This is a genomic window from Sulfurimonas sp. (assembly GCF_027056685.1).
Classification (GTDB): domain Bacteria; phylum Campylobacterota; class Campylobacteria; order Campylobacterales; family Sulfurimonadaceae; genus Sulfurimonas.
In genome coordinates, this window is sequence record NZ_JALUKE010000065.1 from 17,575 (window position 1) to 37,821 (window position 20,247).

Annotated in this window: 21 protein-coding genes; 4 read left to right on the plus strand and 17 right to left on the minus strand. The window is 36.2% G+C overall.

The window, feature by feature from the left end; translation table 11 throughout:
- Positions 1-11: 11 nt before the first annotated feature.
- The 9 genes from MVY38_RS02750 to MVY38_RS02790 all read right to left on the minus strand — a co-directional run bounded on the left by MVY38_RS02750 (position 12) and on the right by MVY38_RS02790 (position 6,055).
- Positions 12-317, minus strand: a complete 306-nt coding sequence (locus tag MVY38_RS02750; protein WP_297483393.1) for a type II toxin-antitoxin system RelE/ParE family toxin — start codon at positions 315-317, stop codon at positions 12-14.
- Positions 318-551, minus strand: a complete 234-nt coding sequence (locus MVY38_RS02755) for an addiction module protein (protein ID WP_297483397.1) — start codon at positions 549-551, stop codon at positions 318-320.
- A gap of 143 nt (positions 552-694) precedes the next feature.
- On the minus strand, positions 695-1,567 hold the full coding sequence (locus MVY38_RS02760; RefSeq protein ID WP_297483400.1) for a GIY-YIG nuclease family protein: 873 nt from the start codon (positions 1,565-1,567) through the stop codon (positions 695-697).
- A 101-nt stretch (positions 1,568-1,668) separates the two neighbouring features.
- Complete coding sequence (locus MVY38_RS02765) at positions 1,669-2,412, minus strand: TIGR02757 family protein (protein WP_297483404.1); 744 nt, start codon at positions 2,410-2,412, stop codon at positions 1,669-1,671.
- Positions 2,409-3,683 carry an RNA polymerase factor sigma-54 gene (locus MVY38_RS02770; protein ID WP_297483407.1) on the minus strand — a complete coding sequence of 425 codons (1,275 nt, stop codon included), beginning with the start codon at positions 3,681-3,683 and terminating at the stop codon, positions 2,409-2,411. The genes MVY38_RS02765 and MVY38_RS02770 overlap by 4 nt, the downstream gene beginning before the upstream one ends.
- A 15-nt stretch (positions 3,684-3,698) precedes the next feature.
- Positions 3,699-4,421 (minus strand): LPS export ABC transporter ATP-binding protein, encoded by a 723-nt coding sequence (gene lptB / locus MVY38_RS02775; RefSeq protein ID WP_297483410.1) that lies wholly within the window; start codon positions 4,419-4,421, stop codon positions 3,699-3,701.
- Positions 4,409-4,825: a tRNA (adenosine(37)-N6)-threonylcarbamoyltransferase complex ATPase subunit type 1 TsaE gene (tsaE, locus tag MVY38_RS02780; protein ID WP_297483413.1), complete on the minus strand. Its 417-nt coding sequence runs from the start codon at positions 4,823-4,825 to the stop codon at positions 4,409-4,411. The genes lptB and tsaE overlap by 13 nt, the downstream gene beginning before the upstream one ends.
- Positions 4,822-5,808 (minus strand): anthranilate phosphoribosyltransferase, encoded by a 987-nt coding sequence (gene trpD / locus MVY38_RS02785; protein ID WP_297483415.1) that lies wholly within the window; start codon positions 5,806-5,808, stop codon positions 4,822-4,824. Before trpD ends, tsaE begins: the two co-directional genes overlap by 4 nt.
- Position 5,809: 1 nt before the next feature.
- On the minus strand, positions 5,810-6,055 hold the full coding sequence (locus MVY38_RS02790; RefSeq protein WP_297483417.1) for an RNA-binding S4 domain-containing protein: 246 nt from the start codon (positions 6,053-6,055) through the stop codon (positions 5,810-5,812).
- Positions 6,056-6,163: 108 nt separating this feature from the next.
- Here MVY38_RS02790 and MVY38_RS02795 point away from each other — a divergent pair, with 108 nt between their 5' ends.
- Positions 6,164-7,105: a methyltransferase domain-containing protein gene (locus tag MVY38_RS02795; protein WP_297483420.1), complete on the plus strand. Its 942-nt coding sequence runs from the start codon at positions 6,164-6,166 to the stop codon at positions 7,103-7,105.
- Here MVY38_RS02795 and MVY38_RS02800 read toward each other — a convergent pair.
- The 5 genes from MVY38_RS02800 to MVY38_RS02820 are packed head-to-tail and all read right to left on the minus strand — an operon-like array spanning position 7,102 to position 13,204.
- Positions 7,102-8,835, minus strand: a complete 1,734-nt coding sequence (locus MVY38_RS02800) for a YgiQ family radical SAM protein (protein WP_297483442.1) — start codon at positions 8,833-8,835, stop codon at positions 7,102-7,104. The two genes, MVY38_RS02795 and MVY38_RS02800, sit on opposite strands and share 4 nt — an antisense overlap.
- 37 nt (positions 8,836-8,872) lie before the next feature.
- A complete protein-coding gene (locus MVY38_RS02805) occupies positions 8,873-9,583 on the minus strand; it encodes a TrkA family potassium uptake protein (RefSeq protein ID WP_297483422.1) in 711 nt (236 codons plus the stop codon).
- Positions 9,583-11,136, minus strand: a complete 1,554-nt coding sequence (locus MVY38_RS02810; protein WP_297483424.1) for an ion transporter — start codon at positions 11,134-11,136, stop codon at positions 9,583-9,585. Before MVY38_RS02810 ends, MVY38_RS02805 begins: the two co-directional genes overlap by 1 nt.
- Positions 11,117-12,814 (minus strand): TrkA family potassium uptake protein, encoded by a 1,698-nt coding sequence (locus tag MVY38_RS02815; protein ID WP_297483427.1) that lies wholly within the window; start codon positions 12,812-12,814, stop codon positions 11,117-11,119. Before MVY38_RS02815 ends, MVY38_RS02810 begins: the two co-directional genes overlap by 20 nt.
- 9 nt (positions 12,815-12,823) lie before the next feature.
- The gene (locus tag MVY38_RS02820; protein WP_297431353.1) at positions 12,824-13,204 is read right to left on the minus strand and encodes a DUF6394 family protein; all 381 of its coding nucleotides are present in this window, start codon (positions 13,202-13,204) and stop codon (positions 12,824-12,826) included.
- A gap of 112 nt (positions 13,205-13,316) precedes the next feature.
- Here MVY38_RS02820 and MVY38_RS02825 point away from each other — a divergent pair, with 112 nt between their 5' ends.
- Together MVY38_RS02825 and MVY38_RS02830 are read left to right on the plus strand one after the other, a co-directional pair.
- Positions 13,317-14,981 carry an AMP-binding protein gene (locus MVY38_RS02825; protein ID WP_297483430.1) on the plus strand — a complete coding sequence of 555 codons (1,665 nt, stop codon included), beginning with the start codon at positions 13,317-13,319 and terminating at the stop codon, positions 14,979-14,981.
- Positions 14,982-14,990: 9 nt separating this feature from the next.
- On the plus strand, positions 14,991-15,335 hold the full coding sequence (locus tag MVY38_RS02830) for a TraR/DksA C4-type zinc finger protein (protein WP_297483431.1): 345 nt from the start codon (positions 14,991-14,993) through the stop codon (positions 15,333-15,335).
- 1 nt (position 15,336) lies between these two features.
- Here the strand turns inward: MVY38_RS02830 and MVY38_RS02835 are convergent, their stop codons facing one another.
- Genes MVY38_RS02835 through MVY38_RS02845 form a run of 3 tightly spaced genes read right to left on the minus strand, consistent with a single transcriptional unit; the run spans position 15,337 to position 19,854 of the window.
- Positions 15,337-16,257 (minus strand): manganese-dependent inorganic pyrophosphatase, encoded by a 921-nt coding sequence (locus MVY38_RS02835; RefSeq protein WP_297483434.1) that lies wholly within the window; start codon positions 16,255-16,257, stop codon positions 15,337-15,339.
- A 39-nt stretch (positions 16,258-16,296) separates the two neighbouring features.
- A complete protein-coding gene (gene uvrA, locus MVY38_RS02840; RefSeq protein WP_297483436.1) occupies positions 16,297-19,119 on the minus strand; it encodes an excinuclease ABC subunit UvrA in 2,823 nt (940 codons plus the stop codon).
- A complete protein-coding gene (locus tag MVY38_RS02845) occupies positions 19,120-19,854 on the minus strand; it encodes a sulfite exporter TauE/SafE family protein (protein WP_297483438.1) in 735 nt (244 codons plus the stop codon).
- A 109-nt stretch (positions 19,855-19,963) separates the two neighbouring features.
- Here MVY38_RS02845 and MVY38_RS02850 point away from each other — a divergent pair.
- A partial coding sequence (locus tag MVY38_RS02850; protein WP_297483440.1) for a chemotaxis protein CheX occupies positions 19,964-20,247 on the plus strand: 284 nt, incomplete at its 3' end.

Sequence of the window (20,247 nt, forward strand, 5' to 3'; positions counted from 1 at the left end):
GATTCTCTGTATCAGAACTCTTTCTTATGATATCTGTCTTTCCAATAGTTAGGTTTTCGTTGAAGTTGCATAATAGCTAAAACAATAATTTCTTCACCTCTCTGATAATAAATTATTCCAAATGGGAAACGATTTGTTAAACATCTTCTTATTTCTCCATCAAGTTTTTGCCAAGCGGTTGGAAATTCTAAAATCCTTTGAATTGTTTTTTGCACTTCATAAGCAAACTCTACACCAAGATTTACTTTACATTCTTCATAGTAATCAACTGCAATATTTAACTCAAGTTCAGCATCTGGATGAAATAAATAAGTCATTTATGAATTTAATCTTTTTGCTATTTTTTGAAAAACTTCATTTCCATCAATAAGAGTTATCGAGTTAGTTTCGATATCATTTTTTCTTTTGTTTACTTCCTTTATCCAAAGCGCATCTATTGAACTATTGGTAGGTGTAATACTCGCTAATATTCTATCAACAATTTTAGTTTTTAAATCTATTGGTAAGAGATTGATTTCATCAAATAATTCTTCTTGTTTTAACGCTAACATTCAAAACCCTCCTTTTTTAAGGCAACTATTTATTTTTAAAGTTATGTGTATTATAACATATACAACTTCATTGAAAAGTTTTGGTTTCTAAGTTGAGAAATATTTAAGCCATCCTTGAGGCAAATATTGATTCATGCATTTTGTTAGCTTTTAATACTTTCCATATCTTTTAAGCTTATGCCTTTTGTGCTCTTCCATTCAGTTAAACCATTTGCACTTCTTCCCATAACTATTGCAGCCGCTGCTGATGGGCTATTAAATAAATAGTCACTTGTAAAAACGAATTTTCCATTTTCTTTAATAATACTTTTATTGTTAATCAATTCTTGTCTTAACTTTTTCCAACCATCTGGATATGAATCAACTGTTGAAGATGCGATTTCAGAACCTTTGAGCACAACAAATCCACCTGATGTTTGTTGCCCTTTTGCATTTGCACCTCGCGCAGCCTTGATAAAAAAGTTTGAATTTATTTTTTTATCATCAATTGACTCCTGAATCAATTCTTCAAAAGCTTTAAATCCCAAAACATTAACAAGCATTTTAATATTTTCAATAAACTCTTCCATTTCTGCTTGATCAGATTCAGAAATTGAAGGTTGCGTTGGTGTATTACTGTTTTTAACCTCGTAACGATTAATTTTAACTGCGATTTGATGCAACCTATTTTCTAAATATTTTATATGAGCTTTATTGAGGTTGTCATCTTTACTTATTAAAACAACTGCTTCATTCCAATAGTCTTTTTCATTAAGATGTTGAGAGAGTCTTTTAATAATATTTTCTGCCTCTCCAATATATATAACATCTTTTTCAGATGTTATATCTGGTTTACCAAATAAAAAATATACACCTGTATTTGAAAGTTCTTCTCTCTTAGCACTATCCTTAATCATATTTCTAGGTAACTTATATGCCTTACCTGTCCAGTTTGAAAGTTCACATGTCATTCTTCCATTTGGGATACCATCTAATAAAAATAACTTTATTGTTTTAGCAAATACTTTTCCTCTCATAATTCTCCAATTTAAATATAAGCTCTTTATTAACAAACATTTTACACAAATCAACTCCAAATAGCAACATTAACCAACGAATTATCCCTCAAACAATATTTTCAAGCCAATCCTTCCTGCCCCAAACGATAAAGTGCAAAATCATACTTCAAAGGGTCTTCCCCGTCGAAACTTTTTAGCGTTTTCGTCAGTTCAAACGCAGCTTCGAGGTCGTAAGTCTTTCTTTTGAGCAGTCCTAAACGCAGCCCTACATGAAAAGTGTGTGTATCGAGTGGAATTATTAAGTCTGCCTTATTTACGCCACTCCACAGACCCATATCTATGTTGTCTTTTCGTACTACCCAGCGTAAAAACATCATCCATCTCTTGAGTGCTCCTGCTCCCTTGCGTTTAGTCGTCACATTTCCCAGTAAAAAGGTGTAGCCTCTTGAGTTGTGAGGATAGAGTTCTCTGAGTCTGCTTATGAGAGCGTTTAGCCCATCTATTACGCTGCGTTTAGGAGCATAACTCTCTACAAAAACACCTTCAAGTGTTGTCACTGCGTTTAACCTTTTGAGTGCTATAAAAAGAGCGATGATGTCCTCACTCTTTTGAAATCTGTAGTAGTGATTTTGCAGCGCATTTTGTATCTCTTCATCACTTTTTTGCAGTAGCGAGAAGTCTAAAGAGTCTAAAAACTTCACAATCTGAGTAACATTGCCATAAGAAAAAAGCGCGCAAATAAGTGCGATATTTGCATCATTGTAGCGTTTGGCGACGATGATGGGGTCGAGCTTTTCACTGTTTACTTCATCACTTCTGTTGCGTTTGGAAACTTCAGCGTCAAGCCTTGCTTTTATGCTCATGTGAGTCCGAGTTTGTAGAGCTTTTTACGCTCACTTGAACCTGCGATGTTGAGCTGTTTTCTGTACTTTGCGATGGTTCTGCGCACCATTTTTACTTTGAACTTCTCTTGAATAAGGTCAAGCAGCTTCATATCGCTCAACGGCTTCTCTCTGCTCTCCTCTTTTATAAGTCCAACCAGAAACTCTTTTATGGCTGCGTTTGAGACATCTTCATCTATGGCGGTGGTGAAGAACTCCTTCATCGCAAGCACACCTCTATCGCAGGCTATGTATTTGTTGGCAATGGCGCGTGAAATGGTTGAGGGGTTATGCCCAAACTCATCTGCCAAAGTCTTAAGCGTCAGCGGCATTATCTGCCCGCCTGTAAAGAAGTCGTACTGGTACTCAACTATCATCAGCCCTACTTTGTAGAGCGTTGCTTTTCGCATATCGAGTGCATCTACAAGCGATTTTGCCTCTTTTATCTTCTCTTTTACAAAGTCGTGCTCCACTCCATAATCTGCATCTATGGTGATGTTTGGGTAGTAAGCATCATTGAGTTTTACTTCTATCTGGTTTTCATCATTAAAGTAGATCATCAGGTCAGGTACTATCTGCGCTGACTCCTCTTGGTACTCAATGTTTGGCGGGTTTTTAAAAGTAGAGAGAGTATGCATCACCTCTGAAAAGTGCTCATGCGAGGAGTAACTGTGAATGTTTTGCATATCGTTAATGATTGCAACTGCCAAAGGGTATGCTGTGTCGCTTATCTCAGAGTTGTCAAGCTGAAACAAAAAGGACTCTGCCAAATCTTTTGCCCCGATGCCAAGTGGTTCAATGTGCGCAAAACGCAGACGAGTCTTCTCAAAAAAATCAACTTCTATTGCATTTTTTTGACAAAACTCCTCTGTATCTCCCTCATAGTAGCCAAGTTCATCAAGGTTTGCTACAACATACTGTGCTATCTTTTGCGAAATGGGTGTCGGAAAGAGTGGAGCTTCAAGCTGTTCATCTAAAACATCGTAGAGTGATTTGTGAGCAATGGTCAGGGCTTCTATCTGCTCTGTTCGTGAGTTACTTACAGCGCGTGAGATAATTTTGCGCGGTATCTTCTTCTCAAAATCCTCTTCATAGCCGGACTTTACCTCAATGAGAGGATTTGCTTCAACAAAAGGGCTCATCGCCTCACCCAAATCTGAGAGACTTGAGTGCAAAATAGGAAGCCAATTTCTCAGCGTGCTCGAGAGCTTGTGTTTGTTCTCTACACTCTGCGTCTGTCTTAGTGCTGCCATCGCGTTAATATGCCATTAGAGTTTGAAGTTTTCGCCAAGATAGTGCTTGCGGACATCTTCGTTTTGTCCTATCTCATCACTTGTTCCACTTGCAAGAAGCTCACCCGATTTTATAACATAGGCTCTGTCACACACATCGAGCGTCTCACGGACATTATGGTCGGTTATAAGTACACCGATGTTATAAGAGACAAGCTGATGGATGACTTTTTGAATATCCATCACGGCGATGGGGTCAACCCCTGCGAAAGGCTCATCGAGTAGTAAGAACTTCGGCTTATTTACCAAAGCACGGGCAATCTCCACACGACGACGCTCCCCACCACTCAAACTTATACCTTTACGGTAACGAATAGGCTCAATGTTAAACATATCAAGCAGTTCAAGTATTCGCTCTTCTTGCTCTTTTTTGCTCATATTGCCCACCTGTGCAGCTATCATCAGGTTATCTTCCACACTCAGATCTTTAAATATTGACGCCTCTTGCGGCAAGTAGCCTATACCCTTGAGTGCGCGTTGGTGCAGTGGCATCCCAATGAGGTCTTCACCATCAAAAAAAACCTTGCCGCTTGTTGCTTCTACAAGTCCACAAATCATATAAAAAGTGGTCGTTTTCCCTGCTCCATTTGGTCCAAGCAGCCCTACAACCTCGCCGCTTGCCACTTTAAGGCTCACACTCTTTACTATTTCTAAATCTTTTATTTTCTTTTGCAGTTCAACCGCTTCTAGTGTATGCATAGCGTGTACTCTCTTGTATCATTTGAAGTTTTTTCTATGTCTATCGTCATTACATCAATGCCGACGGAAGTTAAAAGGTCGAGGAGTTTTTCATCGCCCCACTCTATAAAGTGCAGCCCCTCTTTGTCAAGCTCTTCAAGCATCCCCAAAGAGATGAAATGCTCCACCCCGTGGTTGTAGATGTCGTAGTGAAAAATTCTCTCCCCATAACACTGCTGCAGTGAAAATGTCGGCGAGGTCACATCATCGTCACAGCCCATCTTCTTGGCTATCACCTTAACAAGCGTTGTCTTTCCCGCTGCCAAATCACCGCGTAAAATCACTACACCGTTTTGAAATGAGGCTAAAATATCTTCTGCCAATCCCTCAAGTTCATCTACTTTTAAAGTATATTTTTCTCTCATAATTTGTTAGATATCTCTACTATCTGTTTGAGCTTTTTCTTCGGTCTTGCGTTTGCAATAGCTTCTCTTGCCATCTCCAGACCATCTTGAATATCTCGTGCCAAACCATCGACCATCAGTGATGCCGATGTGTTTATAAGCACAATGTCTCGCTGTGCATCTGTTGCGTTTGCATCAAAAATAGCGCGCATAATATTTGCATTCAAGTTTGCATCGCCGCCTACTATTTCCTTAAGTGGCGCTCTTTTTATGCCATAGTTTTGCGGGTCTATCTCAAACTCTGTGACCTTGCCATCTTTTAAGAGTGAAGCGTGGGTAATATCGCTGATGCCTATCTCATCCATCCCCTCATTTGAGCTTACAACAAGTGCAGAAGTAGCACCGTTTATTTTGAGTGCCTCTGCCATTTTAGGTACAAACGATTTGTCAAATACGCCAAGCATATACTTTTTGATGTTCGCAGGATTTGTCAGTGGCCCTAAAACATTAAAAACCGTTTTATGCTCAATGGACTTACGCACAGGCATAATGAACTTCATCGCAGGGTGATGGTTTTGAGCAAACATAAAACACCAGCCAGCTTCTTCCAAAAGTCGTGCATTTTGCTCGACACTTAAAGCCAGATTCACACCCAAAGCCTCAAGCACATCAGCACTTCCACTCTTTGAAGTAATGGAACGGTTACCGTGTTTTGAAACAGTTGCCCCGCACGATGCAGCCAAGATGGAAGTAGTTGTCGAGATATTAAAAGAGCCTATTTTATCGCCGCCAGTTCCTACTATATCTATAGCTTTTTCACGAGTTGCTTCTAATATTGGTAAAGGAATTGCAAATGAGCGCATCACATCTGCAGCGGCTGCTATGACCTCCACGGGAGTATCTGCATCAAGTGTAAGTCCTGATAAAAACTCACGCATAGCCTCATCACTCATCTCATGCTTAAATAGAGAGGTAAATTTCAGTTTTGCTTCATCATAGTTCATATTAAAGTTCCTTAATGTACTGGTCTTGAAGAGATTTCGGAGTAGATTTTGTCGTTGGAAGTTGCAACACTTGGTACTTCTTCGCTGCGTTTAGGTAGTTGATGGTAATGACATCACCCACTGCTACATTTTTACTTGCCTTGACGACAACATCATTTATGAGTACAACGCCGTTACTTATCATATCTTGTGCAACGGAGCGTCTTTTTGTAATATTTACAGAGTTTAAAAATTTATCTATTCGCATCTTCTACTTTCTCAAACTTTTTATTAATTTTTTATTATTGTAGGCAAATATAACTGAAAAGAATGTAAGAGAAAGTCAATATTGGAACATTTTTTGCGTAAGATGCGTATGAACAGACTATATAAAAAATCTATGATAGAAATTGTGCAAGTGTTACAAGAAAAAATAGCAGCCTTAAAAGCTAAAGAGAGAGTTGCGTTTAAGGCTCTCAACCCAGATATTGTAACATCAACATACAGTGGTAATGAGCTGCGTTTAGAAGGTGAGACAATCATCTACAGAAGTTACAAAAACTGGCTAGATCTCTCACAGCAACTTCACTGTAAAATGCTCACTCCTCAAATCATAGATGATAACTTTGTCTTAATTCGTTATGAAAAACTAAACGCAGATAGTAGTTTTCACAAAACAATTACTAAAAAAGAAGAAAAGTACGGCGAGAGTTCCATATTTTCTCAAATCCATAAAAATGAAGAGGCTGCATTTATCTACTACTACCTCCAAGCGCTTAAAAATGTACAGGTTGAAAAAAGAGTACGCATTTTAAACCTTGGTGTCAACAGCGGCGATGAGTTTGAAGCTATAAAAAGTATTTGTGAGAACTTCGATGCACTTGAACTTGTTGGCATTGACTATTGTGAGAGTGCTATAAACGCAGCAAAAGAAAAGTTTAAACGCAGTGCTAATGTTACATTTTATCAACACGACATTAACGAGCTAACTAGCCTAGAGTTAGAAAAATTTGACCTCATCATCTCCATAGGAACACTTCAAAGCTCAAACTTGGAGTTTAATAAGCTGCTTATGTCCATAGTACAAAACCAACTCAAAAAAGATGGAGCAATGATACTTGGCTTTCCAAACTGTCGTTGGATAGATGGAGAGATGGTCTATGGGGCAAGAGTAAAAAACTATCCATTTTCAGAGATGGGACTCCTTTACAAAGATGTAATCTTCTCTAAAAAGTATCTGCAACAGAAGAAGTTTCGTGTCACCATTACAGGAAAAGACTATATATTCTTAACAGCTACCTCTATTCGTAAAGATTAAGAGGCAAACCCCGAACAAAATTTATCTTTTTTCACAACTATCTGCTTCTGCTTCTCTTTTCGTTTGGTATCTTTTTCTACAAAGATTTTCTTACGAGTTTTTGGATCCATCTCTGTGTAGTACATCACAGCTGAGTAAGTTCCCGGTGTTGGAATGAAGACTTGTGCCTGCTCTGGGTTCATTTTCAACTCATCCGTAGTAAATCGTTTCAACTCTTTCATATCACTCTCTTTACACCCTGGATGTGCAGCAATAAGATAGTAAGTAAGAAATTGATTTTTCCCACTTTCTTTATTGAGTCGGTCATACATATGTTTAAACTTTACAAGCTCCCCTTTTCCTGGTTTTCCCATCAACTCCAAAACATGTTGCTGTGTATGTTCTGGAGCAACTTTCATCTGCCCTGAGATGTGATGGTCTACCATCTCTTTAAGATAGCTATAGCCATGGTTTTTATCTGCATTTATTAAATCATACCGAATACCACTTGCAACAAATGCATGACGCACACCCTCAACCTCTCGCACACGACGCAGAAGTTTTATATTGCGGCTATGATCCACATGCATGGTTTTACAAAGTCTATCTGCATCCACACATTTCATATGGTCACAGGTCCCCTTTTTAAGCTTCTTGCCACACTCATAACCGTACATATTTGCAGTCGGTCCACCAACATCAGAGATAACACCTTTATAGTCTTTGTATTTATTAAACTCTTTTGCTTCATCAACGATGTTATCTTCTGAACGCGTTCGTATGGTTCTGCCTTGATGCACACCAATAGCACAGAAGTTACACTCACCCCAACATCCATGATGTGTCATGATGGAAAATTTAATCGTCTCAAGACACTTCACTTTTCCCATCTTTTCATAGTATGGGTGTTGTTCTCTTGTAAAAGGGAGCTTCGAGTTTGCATCCATCTCATCTTCATTGAGGTAATCACAAGGAGGATTTTGAATAAGATAACGACTGTCTACTTTTTGGCAGAGTCCATTGGCACTAATAGGGTCATTGTTATCATAAAAATCATCAAAGAGATCTATATACTTCTCTTTATCGTCTAAACACTCTTGATGGCTTGGAAGCTGAATATACTCATGCACTGGCTCTTTAGAGATGTAACAAACACCTCGAATGTCACTATAGTCTCGCTTCTCATCTATAGCTCGGGTAAGTTCTTCAAGTGCAATCTCTCCCATGCCATATATCATCACATCTGCTTTGGAGTCAAAGAGTATTGGTTTTTTCAGTCTATTTTGCCAATAATCATAATGTGTAACACGACGCAGTGAAGCTTCTATGCCACCAAGTACAAGCGGTACGGTATTTTTAAAGTAACGACGAATAAGATTACAGTAAACTAGCAACGCTCTATCTGGTCTTTTGGTATTTACTCCCCCTGGTGTATAGTCATCAGAGTTACGAAACTTTTTTGTAGCAGTGTAGTTACTCACCATACTATCGACACTGCCACCACTTACACCCCAATAAAGCCGTGGCTCACCCAAACGCATAATGTCATCAGGAGAGTCGATGTCAGGTTGCCCTATCATCCCCACTTTGTAACCCATTCGCTCAAGCATACGACCAACCATAGCCACACCGATAAAAGGCGAGTCAATGTAAGAGTCTCCACTTACCAAAATAACATCACAATAGTCCCATCCTCTCTCATACATCTCTTCACGAGTTGTAGGCAAAAAATCTTTTTCAGTAAACTTTATTGTATCTCGTCTATTTCTATTTTTATCTTTATGTCTTCTACTCAAAATTTATCCCTTTTTTTAGCATCTCTTGAAATTTTTTTATATTCTCCTTTTTAGCAACAATAACTAAAATATCTCCAGCATCAAGTTTATGATTTATTCTATGATCGGTAAAGACAAGCTCATACCCTAACTCTTTGTCAATAATAGCGATGAGTATAATCCCCATCTGACGAAATTTTATTTCATTGACATATCTTCCTTCCAAAAAAGTGTTCTCTTGCAGTTCAATTTCAAGCATTTGTAAATCATTTTGCTTATAGACTATTTCATCAAGTGCCATAGATACAGCAGGTTTTGTAAGGACATTGACTATGCGTCTTGAAGTCGCTTCATAGAGGTCTATAACACTTGTTGCACCTGCATATTTGAGTTTTCTTGTTGTCTCATTGGAGTTGGAGTTCGCTATAACATTAGCTTGTGGATAGAGTGACTTGAGTGTTAAGACCAAAAAAAGATTATTGGCTGTTTTATTCATCGCACAATAAAAAATTGACTCTGCTGCGTTTACATTCAGTGCTAAAATATCATCGTTGCGTTTGATGTTTATACGCGTAATATCCACAGCACTATCACTCTCTACCTCTACATAGTCATCCAAACCTACAACAACTTTCACCTTATGTCCTCGTGAACGCAGATTTTTGTAGAGTTGTCTTCCAAAAGTGCCATAACCAAAAAGTACAATATTTTTCTGTTTTTGCATTACATCTTCCTTTTTAGATTTGCCACAGCAGTTGAATAACCTATACATACGAGATTATCTCCTGCATTGAGTACAAATTCATCACTTGGATTGAAGATGAACTCTCCAAGTTTTGACTCTTCACTGCGTTTAAAAACACCCAATAGTATTAAACGCAGTCTTTCAAAATTAACTTCGCCTATCATTTTGTTGTCTAAAAAACTTCCCTCTGCTATTGCTATCTCATTTATATGTGTTTTATCCTTCTCTTCTATGATAGAGAGAAGCACTTCAAACGCAACAGGCTCTCCAGCATATACAGCACCCATCATACCTGCTACTTCTTCAGGCATAATAACCTGATCAACATGAGCATATTCCATCTTCGTTGCTATCTCTTGATCACTGCATCTTGCAGTAACATATACCTCACTCTTTAAACTCTTCACATTAACGGCAATAAAAGCATTTTGAATATCATCAGAAGTTAAACATAAGACATGAGAGATACGATCAACAATGCCAAGCTTTTCAAATATGGTACCTTTTGTTGCATCAGCACATATTACATGGTAGCCATCATTGTAGGCAACTGCTGCCATCTCTTCACTTCTATCAATTATGACAAACTCAACACCCTCTTTTTGTAAGCCCTTTACAACTAAACGACCAAGCAGACCATAACCACAAACAACAGTAAGTTTTTTCTTTTTTCCAACTTCTTGCACAACTCTATCTTCTCGTAAGACACTTAGTCTTTCATTAAATGAAGAGACAATGATTGAGGTCACAAAAGAGATAAGTCCGATACCTGTAAAGATGATGAGCATAGTAACAACTCTACCTTCAGGGGTAACAGGAGCAATATCGCCATAACCAACAGTTGAGATGGTAATAAGAGCCCAGTAAAAGGCATCAAAGAGATTATGGATATTTGGGTTTTCATTATCACCCTCAAAAACATAGAGCATAATACCCGCAATGAATATAAAAAATGTTGAGAGTGTTAAAAGTGTCATCAACTCAAATTTTTTATTTTTCAGAACATATAAGAAGCCTGTTAAGCTTTTCGTATAACGCAGCATCTTAAAAGCACGAAAGAGGACAAAAACACGCAGGACTCGTAAGCCTCTATAGCTTGGCAAAATAGCAATAAGGTCAATGATGGCAGAAAATGAGCTTATGTATACCCACTTGTTTTTTGCTATTTTTGTAAAGAGTGAATAAAAACTCATCTCTTTATCAAAATAGCTGCTCTCCTCATACTCATCAATAATAATCTTATGAATATCACTATATACCCACATTCTCAGTAGATACTCTACAACAAATACCGTCGTTACAAAGTAAAGATCAAAATCATCAAGCCAGTGAGGAATATGTCTTTTAACATCCATCACTAAAAGGGTAACACTACTTAAAATGACAAAAATCATAAATATATCAAAATACCGTTTGTATTTATATTCATCATTTTCTATCAAATCATATACAAATTTTTTGATTTTATTATAAAATTTGGAACTCTCTAAAAAATAGGCAAAAGAGAGAAGTTTATGTTTTGGTTTTTCCATGTTTCCCCCAAAAACCTAAAAGATTATTTGTATCTTCTTTATCCAATACATAATTTAACTCATATATATTATTAATTATATACTCAAAATCTTCATAAGTATCTTCATCTGCTACTATCAAAAGTTTATCATTAGCTTGAAGGTGCATCTGTGAATCTGGCATAAGATAGACTTCATCACCTCTTTTTAAGAGTAAAAATACTATTTGCAACATCTCATTTTTATTTTCACGAGAACGCCTTAAGTTAGCTAGTGTAATATCACCACCATTATTAAACTCTAAATTCAAAGCATAAGCATTCTCGTCATTAAGCTCTGTCTCAAAGTATTTGGGATTCATTCCTGTTATATTATTTAAAATATTGACAATAACCTCTGCCCATTCTTCATCTTGTTTCCTTGCTTCATGAATAAACAGATCAACTAATGGTCTTGATATAAAGTTATATGTTGCATCTGCAAGAATTTTTTCAACAACATAAATTTTATTAATTTTTGCAGCCTTAAAAATATTTAGATCATCAAGGGAGTTCTCTCTTGCCATTGTAAAAATATTTGGATTAAGCTGTTTTGCACTGTTTAAAATAGTAAGATTTAAAATATCATTTTTTGTAGCAGCAATAACACATGCACTCTCTTTTACACCTAAATCAATTAATTTTTGCATATCTTCAGCATCACCATAAATGGTAGATTCTTTCTCTTCAATATACTTTTTAGAATCAAAATCTTTTATAATATACTCAACACCAGCTTTTTTCAAACCATCTGCAATAGCCTGTCCCATTCGCCCACTACCATAAATAATATATTTTCCATCTGGGAATCTATCTCTTCCTTTCAATTTTAAAATATGCCCATACATCCACATCTCTAAAAGCCATATATGTGGAGATGTAATACCAAAGTAGATACGCTTAGAAATAATATCAAAAGGATTTTGCACATGTTTGAGACCCATCTTTTTAAAATGCGCTACCTGCTCTGGCAGAGTTGCTTTAATAATGATGTCTATTTTTTTATTGAGTAACATACATATAGTTGCAATATTTGCATTGACCATATCATTTTCAAAAAGAGATATAACACCTTTACAATTTTTTTGATGGATTCCTGACATTTTCAACATCTGTTGATTCGTTGCATCTCCAACAGAGGCAGGAACATGAGGATAGAAATTTTCTAGTACAAGTTCTTCTATTTTTTGAGGACTTTTATCGAGAACAACTGCCCTATAATCCACTCCATTAATTTTATTTATAATAGTTTTAGTAATACTGTTATAGCCTAAAATAATATAAAATGGTTCATGAAGATTTTCTACCTGTTTTTTAAAAGCATTTAAGCTTAATGCGCGTCTAAGCCCTTCATCTTGAATAAGTGATACAATAGCCCCTATTCCGTAAAACCATCCTATAACAGTAAAATATATGGCAAAACTTACCCACATCCTCTGCGGATAATTAAAAGCGTAAGGAGCCTCTCCAAAGCCAATGGTGCTTGCCATATAACTTACAAAATAAAAAGCATCAAAAAAAGTCATATGATACGGTTTACCTTGATCTGTAACACCAGGAATTAATACCAATCCAAGTATAGATATAGAAAATGTTATAATAATTACAAAAAAAGGAATTCTTAATCGCTTAAGAACTATCCAAATTATCTGTTCATTCATACTTTTTATCTATCTTTTTGATTTAATTGTATCGCCGATAAATAAAATAACAGAGACTGAATTTGCTAAAAGTGCGCCACCAGAGAGAGAGACTATAGCTGTTGTAGCTTCCACACCAATATTTTTTGCAACATACTCTGCAAATGCCCAAACGGTTGCAGAGGCAATAAGCTGAATATCAGCAACAAGACTTGTTGCAAGTAAAACAGCTCCAAGCTGTGTTCTATCCCCCAATTTTAATACAGTAGCAATTAAATTGACAATAATTGCAGCAAAAAGCTCATAAGCACTATGCTCTATAAGTTGTGTTGGATCTCCGTAGAAAAAACCAAAATTAAGTGTCATTGCCAAGGTAAAAAATAACCCTGAAATAATCTTATACATATTCATAATTAAAAACTCCAAAAATAATATTTAGAATTATACTTTAAATATGCATAAACTAATCAATTATTTAGCTACTTCACTATAAAATAATATAAAATTAAATTAAAGTACAATTATGAAATATCCTTATGAAAATCTAGACAACTTTACACTGCCTAATCTCTTAGACCGTTCAGTGGAACTCTATCAAGATAAAAAGGTTCTCTCCAAGGTTGATCAAGAACCTATGACCTATAATGAATTAGCATATAATGTGCATAACATAATTCAAATACTCAAAAACAATGGTGTAAGAAAAGGTGATAAAGTAGCACTACTAAGTGAAAATATGCCAAATTGGGCAATAGCTTACTTTAGTGTTACCTATTTTGGTGGAGTCATTGTTCCAATTCTTCCCGATTTTCATCCTGCTGATGTACAACACATTATACGCCACTCTGAAGCAAAGGCCGTTTTTGTTTCAAAAAAATATTTTCAAACAATAGAAGAGTTAGAAGACTCAAATATGAAATTTGTTATTCAACTTGATGATTTAACAATCATAGATGAATTGACAAACCACACATATATTTCAAAATTAAAACAGCGAATTTCCTCAAAAGAGCTTCCTAAACCAGATGAAGATGATATGGCAGCCCTCCTTTATACTTCTGGTACAACAGGGCATTCAAAAGGTGTTATGCTCTCACATAAAAACCTTGTTACAAATGCAATGAGTGCCTATAAAAATGTTCATATTGTTCCTGAAGATACCTTTTTATCTATTTTGCCACTTGCACACACTTTAGAGTGTACAGTCGGAATGATAGTGCCGATCCTTCATGGTGCTGATGTTGTTTACATCGACAAAGTCCCAACACCAAATGTTCTAATCAAAGCTTTTGCAAGTGTCAAACCTACAATGATGCTTAGTGTTCCTCTTATTATTGAAAAAATTTACAAAAATAAAATTTTGCCTAAATTTACAGGCTCATTTATTATGCGCACACTCTACTCTATTCCTTTTACAAGAAGACAACTCAATAAAATTGCAGGAAAAAAACTCATTGAGACTTTTGGTGGGCGTATTAAATTTTTTGGTATAGGGGGAGCAGCACTGCCTAAATATGTCGAAAAATTTCTAAAAGAAGCAGAGTTTCCATACATAGTAGGGTATGGACTTACTGAGACTTCACCTCTTATTGCAGGAGGAAGACTTGGTATGCCCATCAAAATCGGTTCTACTGGTCTACCTATGGCTGGAGTTGATGTAAAAATAAAAGATGCAAATCCTATAAATGGAGAAGGTGAAATTGTAGTCAAATCACCTAGTGTAATGTTAGGATATTATAAAGATGATAAACAGACTGAAGAGGTGCTTCAAGATGGCTGGTTTTTCACAGGTGATTTAGGTTATCTTGATGATGACGGTTATTTATTTATTAGTGGCAGAAGTAAAAATGTCATTATTGGTTCAGGAGGAGAAAATATTTACCCTGAACAGATTGAGGGAATTATTAATCAAAATAAAGCTGTACTAGACTCTTTGGTTATGGAAAAAGATGCAAAACTTATTGCAAGAATCCATCTGGACTATGAACTTATTGACAAAATGTTTAAAGCAAATAACACAGCAGAAGCAGAGGTAAAACAAAAAATAGAGGAGTATCTTGAAGAGATGCGTATAGAGGTAAATGGACAAGTGGCATCATTTGCAAAAATACAAAAATTTATAGAGCAAATTGAACCATTTGTAAAAACTCCAACGAAAAAAATTAAGCGTTATCTCTATAAAGAGTAGGAGACAAAAATGACAACCCAAGAAAAAAAGATACTTAAGAGTATTATGACTCAAGAGATAGATGCGCTTACTTTAGAGTTACAAAATATAGAAAAATCGCTCAAACCAATCAAAAAAGATTGCTCTTTAGACAGCATAGACCATAAAATGCTCAAACAAGATCAAAATGTCAATATTCAAAGATTTGAAGAGGCAAAAAAACGATTAAATAGACTAAAATATGCTCTGTTAAGAGTTGATACAGAGGAGTATGGAGTTTGTAAAGAGTGTGAAGAAGATATAGCGCTAGAACGCCTAAAACTCATCCCAGAATCACAATACTGTGTATCTTGTATGAATGAGTTAGGTTTATAAATTAAAACTGAGGTTGCACGAAAGGAATAACCTGTTTTTTACGGCTAAGCACTTTATCTAACCATACTCTATGATTTTCAAGTTTTGTGTTAAACGCAGCTTCTATTTTACTCTCATCATCTGAGACAACAAGGAGTTTAGAACCCTCTTTCATTATGTCTGTAAGGAGTATGAGTACAGTATGAAGTCCATTTTCTTCTTTCATCTTTTTCATATCTTCTAAAAGTTCCTCTTCTCGAGGTTCAAGCACTGTAATATCTACCATTTCAAGCTGACCTACGCCCACTTTACTACCATTCATGTTAAACTCTTTGTAGTCTCTCGTGTTAAGGTCTCTTGCACTTGCACCATCTACTGCAGATTTTACAATGAACATCTCCATAGCAAGTTTTTTATAATCCTCTACACCTGCAATCTCTGCAAGCTCTTTTACTGCTTTTGTATCTACTTTTGTACAAGTCGGTGATTTAAAAATGACAGTATCACTTAAAATCGCCATCATCATCATACCTGCAATATTTTTAGGAATTTCCACACCATAAGATCTGTACATCTCATAAACAACAGTGTTTGAACAACCTATAGGTCTTACCCACATCTCCAATGGAGCATTTGTTGTTAAGTCTCCCAATTTATGATGATCAACAATTCCTAAAATAGTTGCTTCTTTTATATCATCTTGAAAAAGGAGACTATCACTATCATCAACCAAAAATACTTTTTCTCCAGCAACAGAAGTTTTAAGTACAGGAACTTCACCATCAAATTTATCTAAAATAAACTCTGTTTCAGCAGAGATTTCACCCTGACGCGCAGGAATATACTCTTCATCTTCCACTTGATTTTTTAAATACGCAATAGAAATAGCACCAACAATTGAGTCGCTATCTGGATTTCTGTGTCCAAAAACATATACTGACATAATAAGCCTTTAAATTTTTTTTTGCAATTATACTATATTTTAATGCAGAGCCAACTCTTTTTCCAAATACTCACCCGTATAAGAGCCTGTCTTTTTATGTGTAGCCGCCAACTCTTCAGGAGAACCCTCTGCTATGATAAGTCCACCGCCACTTCCACCTTCTGGTCCCATGTCGATGATATAGTCCGCATTTTTTATCATATCAAGGTTGTGCTCAATGATAAGCACAGAGTTTCCAAGCTCTACGAACTTGTGCAGTACATTTGTAAGTCTATCTACATCTGCAAAGTGTAGTCCAGTTGTCGGCTCATCCAAAATATAGAGTGTTTTTCCTGTATCTTTTCGGCTCAGCTCTTTTGAGAGTTTTATACGCTGTGCTTCCCCACCTGAGAGCGTCACTGCGTTTTGACCAAGCGTAATATAGCCAAGTCCTACATCTACAAGAGTTTTCATCTTTTGGTGAATTTTTGGAATAGGTTTGAAAAATTCAAACGCTTCTTCTACGCTCATGGCAAGAACATCAGCAATAGTTTTACCTTTGTAAAAGACCTCTAAAGTCTGTTGATTATATCGTCTGCCGCCACATGAATCACACTTCACCATAATGTCAGGTAAAAAGTGCATTTCTATCTTATTTTCACCCTCTCCTTGACACTTCTCACAACGCCCACCTTTAACATTAAAACTAAAGCGTGAAGCTGTATAGCCACGAATTTGGCTCTCTTTTGTCTGTGCAAAAAGATTTCGTATCTCATCCATTACACCCGTGTAAGTTGCAGGATTTGAGCGAGGTGTACGCCCTATTGGGCTTTGGTCAAGATAGATAACTTTATCTACATTTTCAAGTCCAGTGATTTCTACACCTGCCACCTTATTTACCTTGCGTGCATGATTAAGTAGCTCTCTGGCCGTTGGCAGAAGCGTTTGAAGCATAAGTGAACTTTTTCCACTTCCACTTACTCCTGTAATACAAACAAAGTTATTGAGAGGAATTTTTGCGTTTAGATTGTTAATATTATTTAATGTAACATTTTTAATCTCAATCCACTTCTCTTGAGGACGGCGATAAAAATACTCTATCTTTTTGCGTCCATAAAGATAGTCAGCAGTGAGTGTTTTTGCTTTTTTCAGTTTATCAAGTGTTCCACTAAAAACTACTTCCCCACCAAATTTTCCTGCACCACTTCCTATATCAACAATAAAATCTGCATTTTCAATGGTCTCTTTGTCATGTTCTACTACAATGACAGAGTTACCTTTTTCTTGCAAAGAACGAAGCGTACGAATAAGCTTCAGCGTATCTCTCTCATGAAGCCCAATACTTGGCTCATCTAATACATATAAAACACCAGTCAAACCACTACCTATCTGTGAAGCAATGCGAATACGCTGTGCCTCTCCACCACTGATAGTACGAGCATCACGACCAAGTGTAATGTAGCCAAGTCCAACATCATACAAAAAGTAGAGGCGTTCGCGTATCTCATTGAGTATTGGTTCAGCAATTTGCTTCGATTGTGCATCAAAGTATTCAAAATTTTCTTCATTTGCAAAAAAATCGTATGTTTTTGCTATTGGCATATCAAGGAGTTCTGCTATGCCTTTTCCTGCTACTTTAACAGCTAAAGATTCTCTCTTTAAACGATGTGCATCACAAATATCACATACCTTTTCACTCATATAATCAGCAAGCTCTTTTTCATCTTTTATCATGTCATAAGCGATGCGAATAATCCCTGGGAAAATTCTTTTTACGGGATGCTTTTTCCACAAAAATTCTACTTCATCAATATTTCCATGCAAGATTGCTTTTTGCTGGTATGTAGGAAGTTCTGAGTATGGAATACTCATATCTATCTCGTTATGTGCACAAAAACCTTTTAAAAAGGTAAAGTAATACCCTTTGTTAAAACCATAAACAATCTTTACCGCACCCTTTTCAACACTCAGATCACTATCAATTATCTTATCAATATCAAGTGCGTAACGAATACCAAGCCCATCACACTCAGAACATGCTCCCTTTGGAGAGTTAAAAGAGAAACTTAATGGTTCCAAGGGTTCAAAACTTATTTTACAATCAAAGCAGGCATTGTGTTCAGAGTAGTGAATATGCTCCTGCGTTTGTAACTCTTCATGATTTAAAATATCTATTTCAAGTTCGCCATAACTCTCTTTAAGCGCTTTTTCAACAGATGAAGCAATACGCTCTTTATTTTCAGGCTTTACAATCACCCTGTCCACAACTACTTTGATGGTATGTTTTTTCGTTTTAGATAGTTCTATCTCTTCATCAAGACGCACCATCACGCCATCTATCATCGCACGAACATAACCTTTATGTACCAAAGATTCTATTAGATCAGCATACGCACCTTTATTTTCACGAACAAGCGGTGCTAAAAGTACAAGCTTTGCACCCTCTGGTAATTTTTCCACTTCATTAATGATGTCTGAAGCAGACATTTGAGAAATGACCTTGCCACACTTATGACAATGTTGCACGCCTACACGCGCAAACAGAAGTCTAAAGTAGTCGTAAATTTCTGTAATAGTTCCAACAGTTGAGCGTGGGTTTTTCGAGGTTGTTTTTTGATCTATCGCAATAGCAGGAGTAAGCCCTTCAATTTTATCTACATCAGGTTTACCAACACGGTCAAGAAACTGTCTAGCATAAGAGGACAAAGACTCCATATAACGACGCTGTCCCTCTGCATAAAGTGTGTCAAACGCAAGGGTAGATTTACCACTTCCACTCAGTCCTGTCATAACAACAAGCTCATTTTTAGGAATAGTTAAATTAATATTTTTTAGATTATTTTCTCTTGCACCTGTGATTTTTATAACATCTTTCTTTTTCATTTACGCCCCAAAAATTTTATATGTTAAATATAATACTATTATTAGATAAAAAAACATTAACATTTTTTTCTGTAATTTTACATCTAATCTATGTTTTAAATGTATGCCCGCATAGACACCAAAAAGCGATGCCAAACCAATAATAACACCACTTTCATAATCTACATGTCCATGCAAAGAGTGTGAAATAAGCCCTGATACAGAAGAAAATACTACAAAAAAGAGACCTGCAGAGGTTGCATTTTTTAATGGAACATGTAAAAATCCAACTAAAATAGGCACAAGAATAAGACTGCCTCCTACTCCAATGGTCATACTAATAGCACCAATGACAAAACCTATAATAAAGAGAAGAATCTTATGCACCTCTTTTCTCTCTTGAGAAACATGTGTTGTCATAAAAAGTCGTAGCAAAGCAAAAACAGCAAAAAGTAAAAATATAATCTGCAGAGTTGTATCACTAAAGTATGAGGTAATAGTTCCACTAAGTAGTGCACCAGAAAAACCACCAGCACCAATAGTGAGTACCATTATAACATCTAAGGTACCCTTTTTATTATTCAAATAACTACCATAAATTGAACTAAAAACCATCTGCACAACAGAAATACCTATGGCAATTTTAGTACCATAACCGAACATAAGTAGTAATGGCACTAAAATAGTTCCACCACCAATACCAAAAAGCCCAGAGAGCAAACCTACTACAAGACCAAGAAAGATAAGTTCAAACATAATTATCCAAAATTTTTTTGAAATTGTACCCTAATATCTATAAGAGTTTAATTTTACTTTGTGTAAGCTTCAAGTATAATCTATAACACATAAAGAAGTAGGTATGGTAATGATAAAAAGTATTGAAGTTGCGGCAAAAAATTTTTGTATCCATCAGCTAGGTATGGAGTGCCAAAATATAGATAAATATGATGGGATGAGAACATTTATTGCTTATATTGATATAGTTGTCAGTAATAGTGATAAATACAGAGTCTTTATAGCTACGAATGAAGCTTTTATGCAGAGTGTGGCTACACTTTTTTTAGAAGAAGAAAAAAGTGATGAAGAGACTCTCAAAGATATGGCACTAGAAACTGCAAATTTGATTATTGGGAGTGCCAAGGTGCTTGC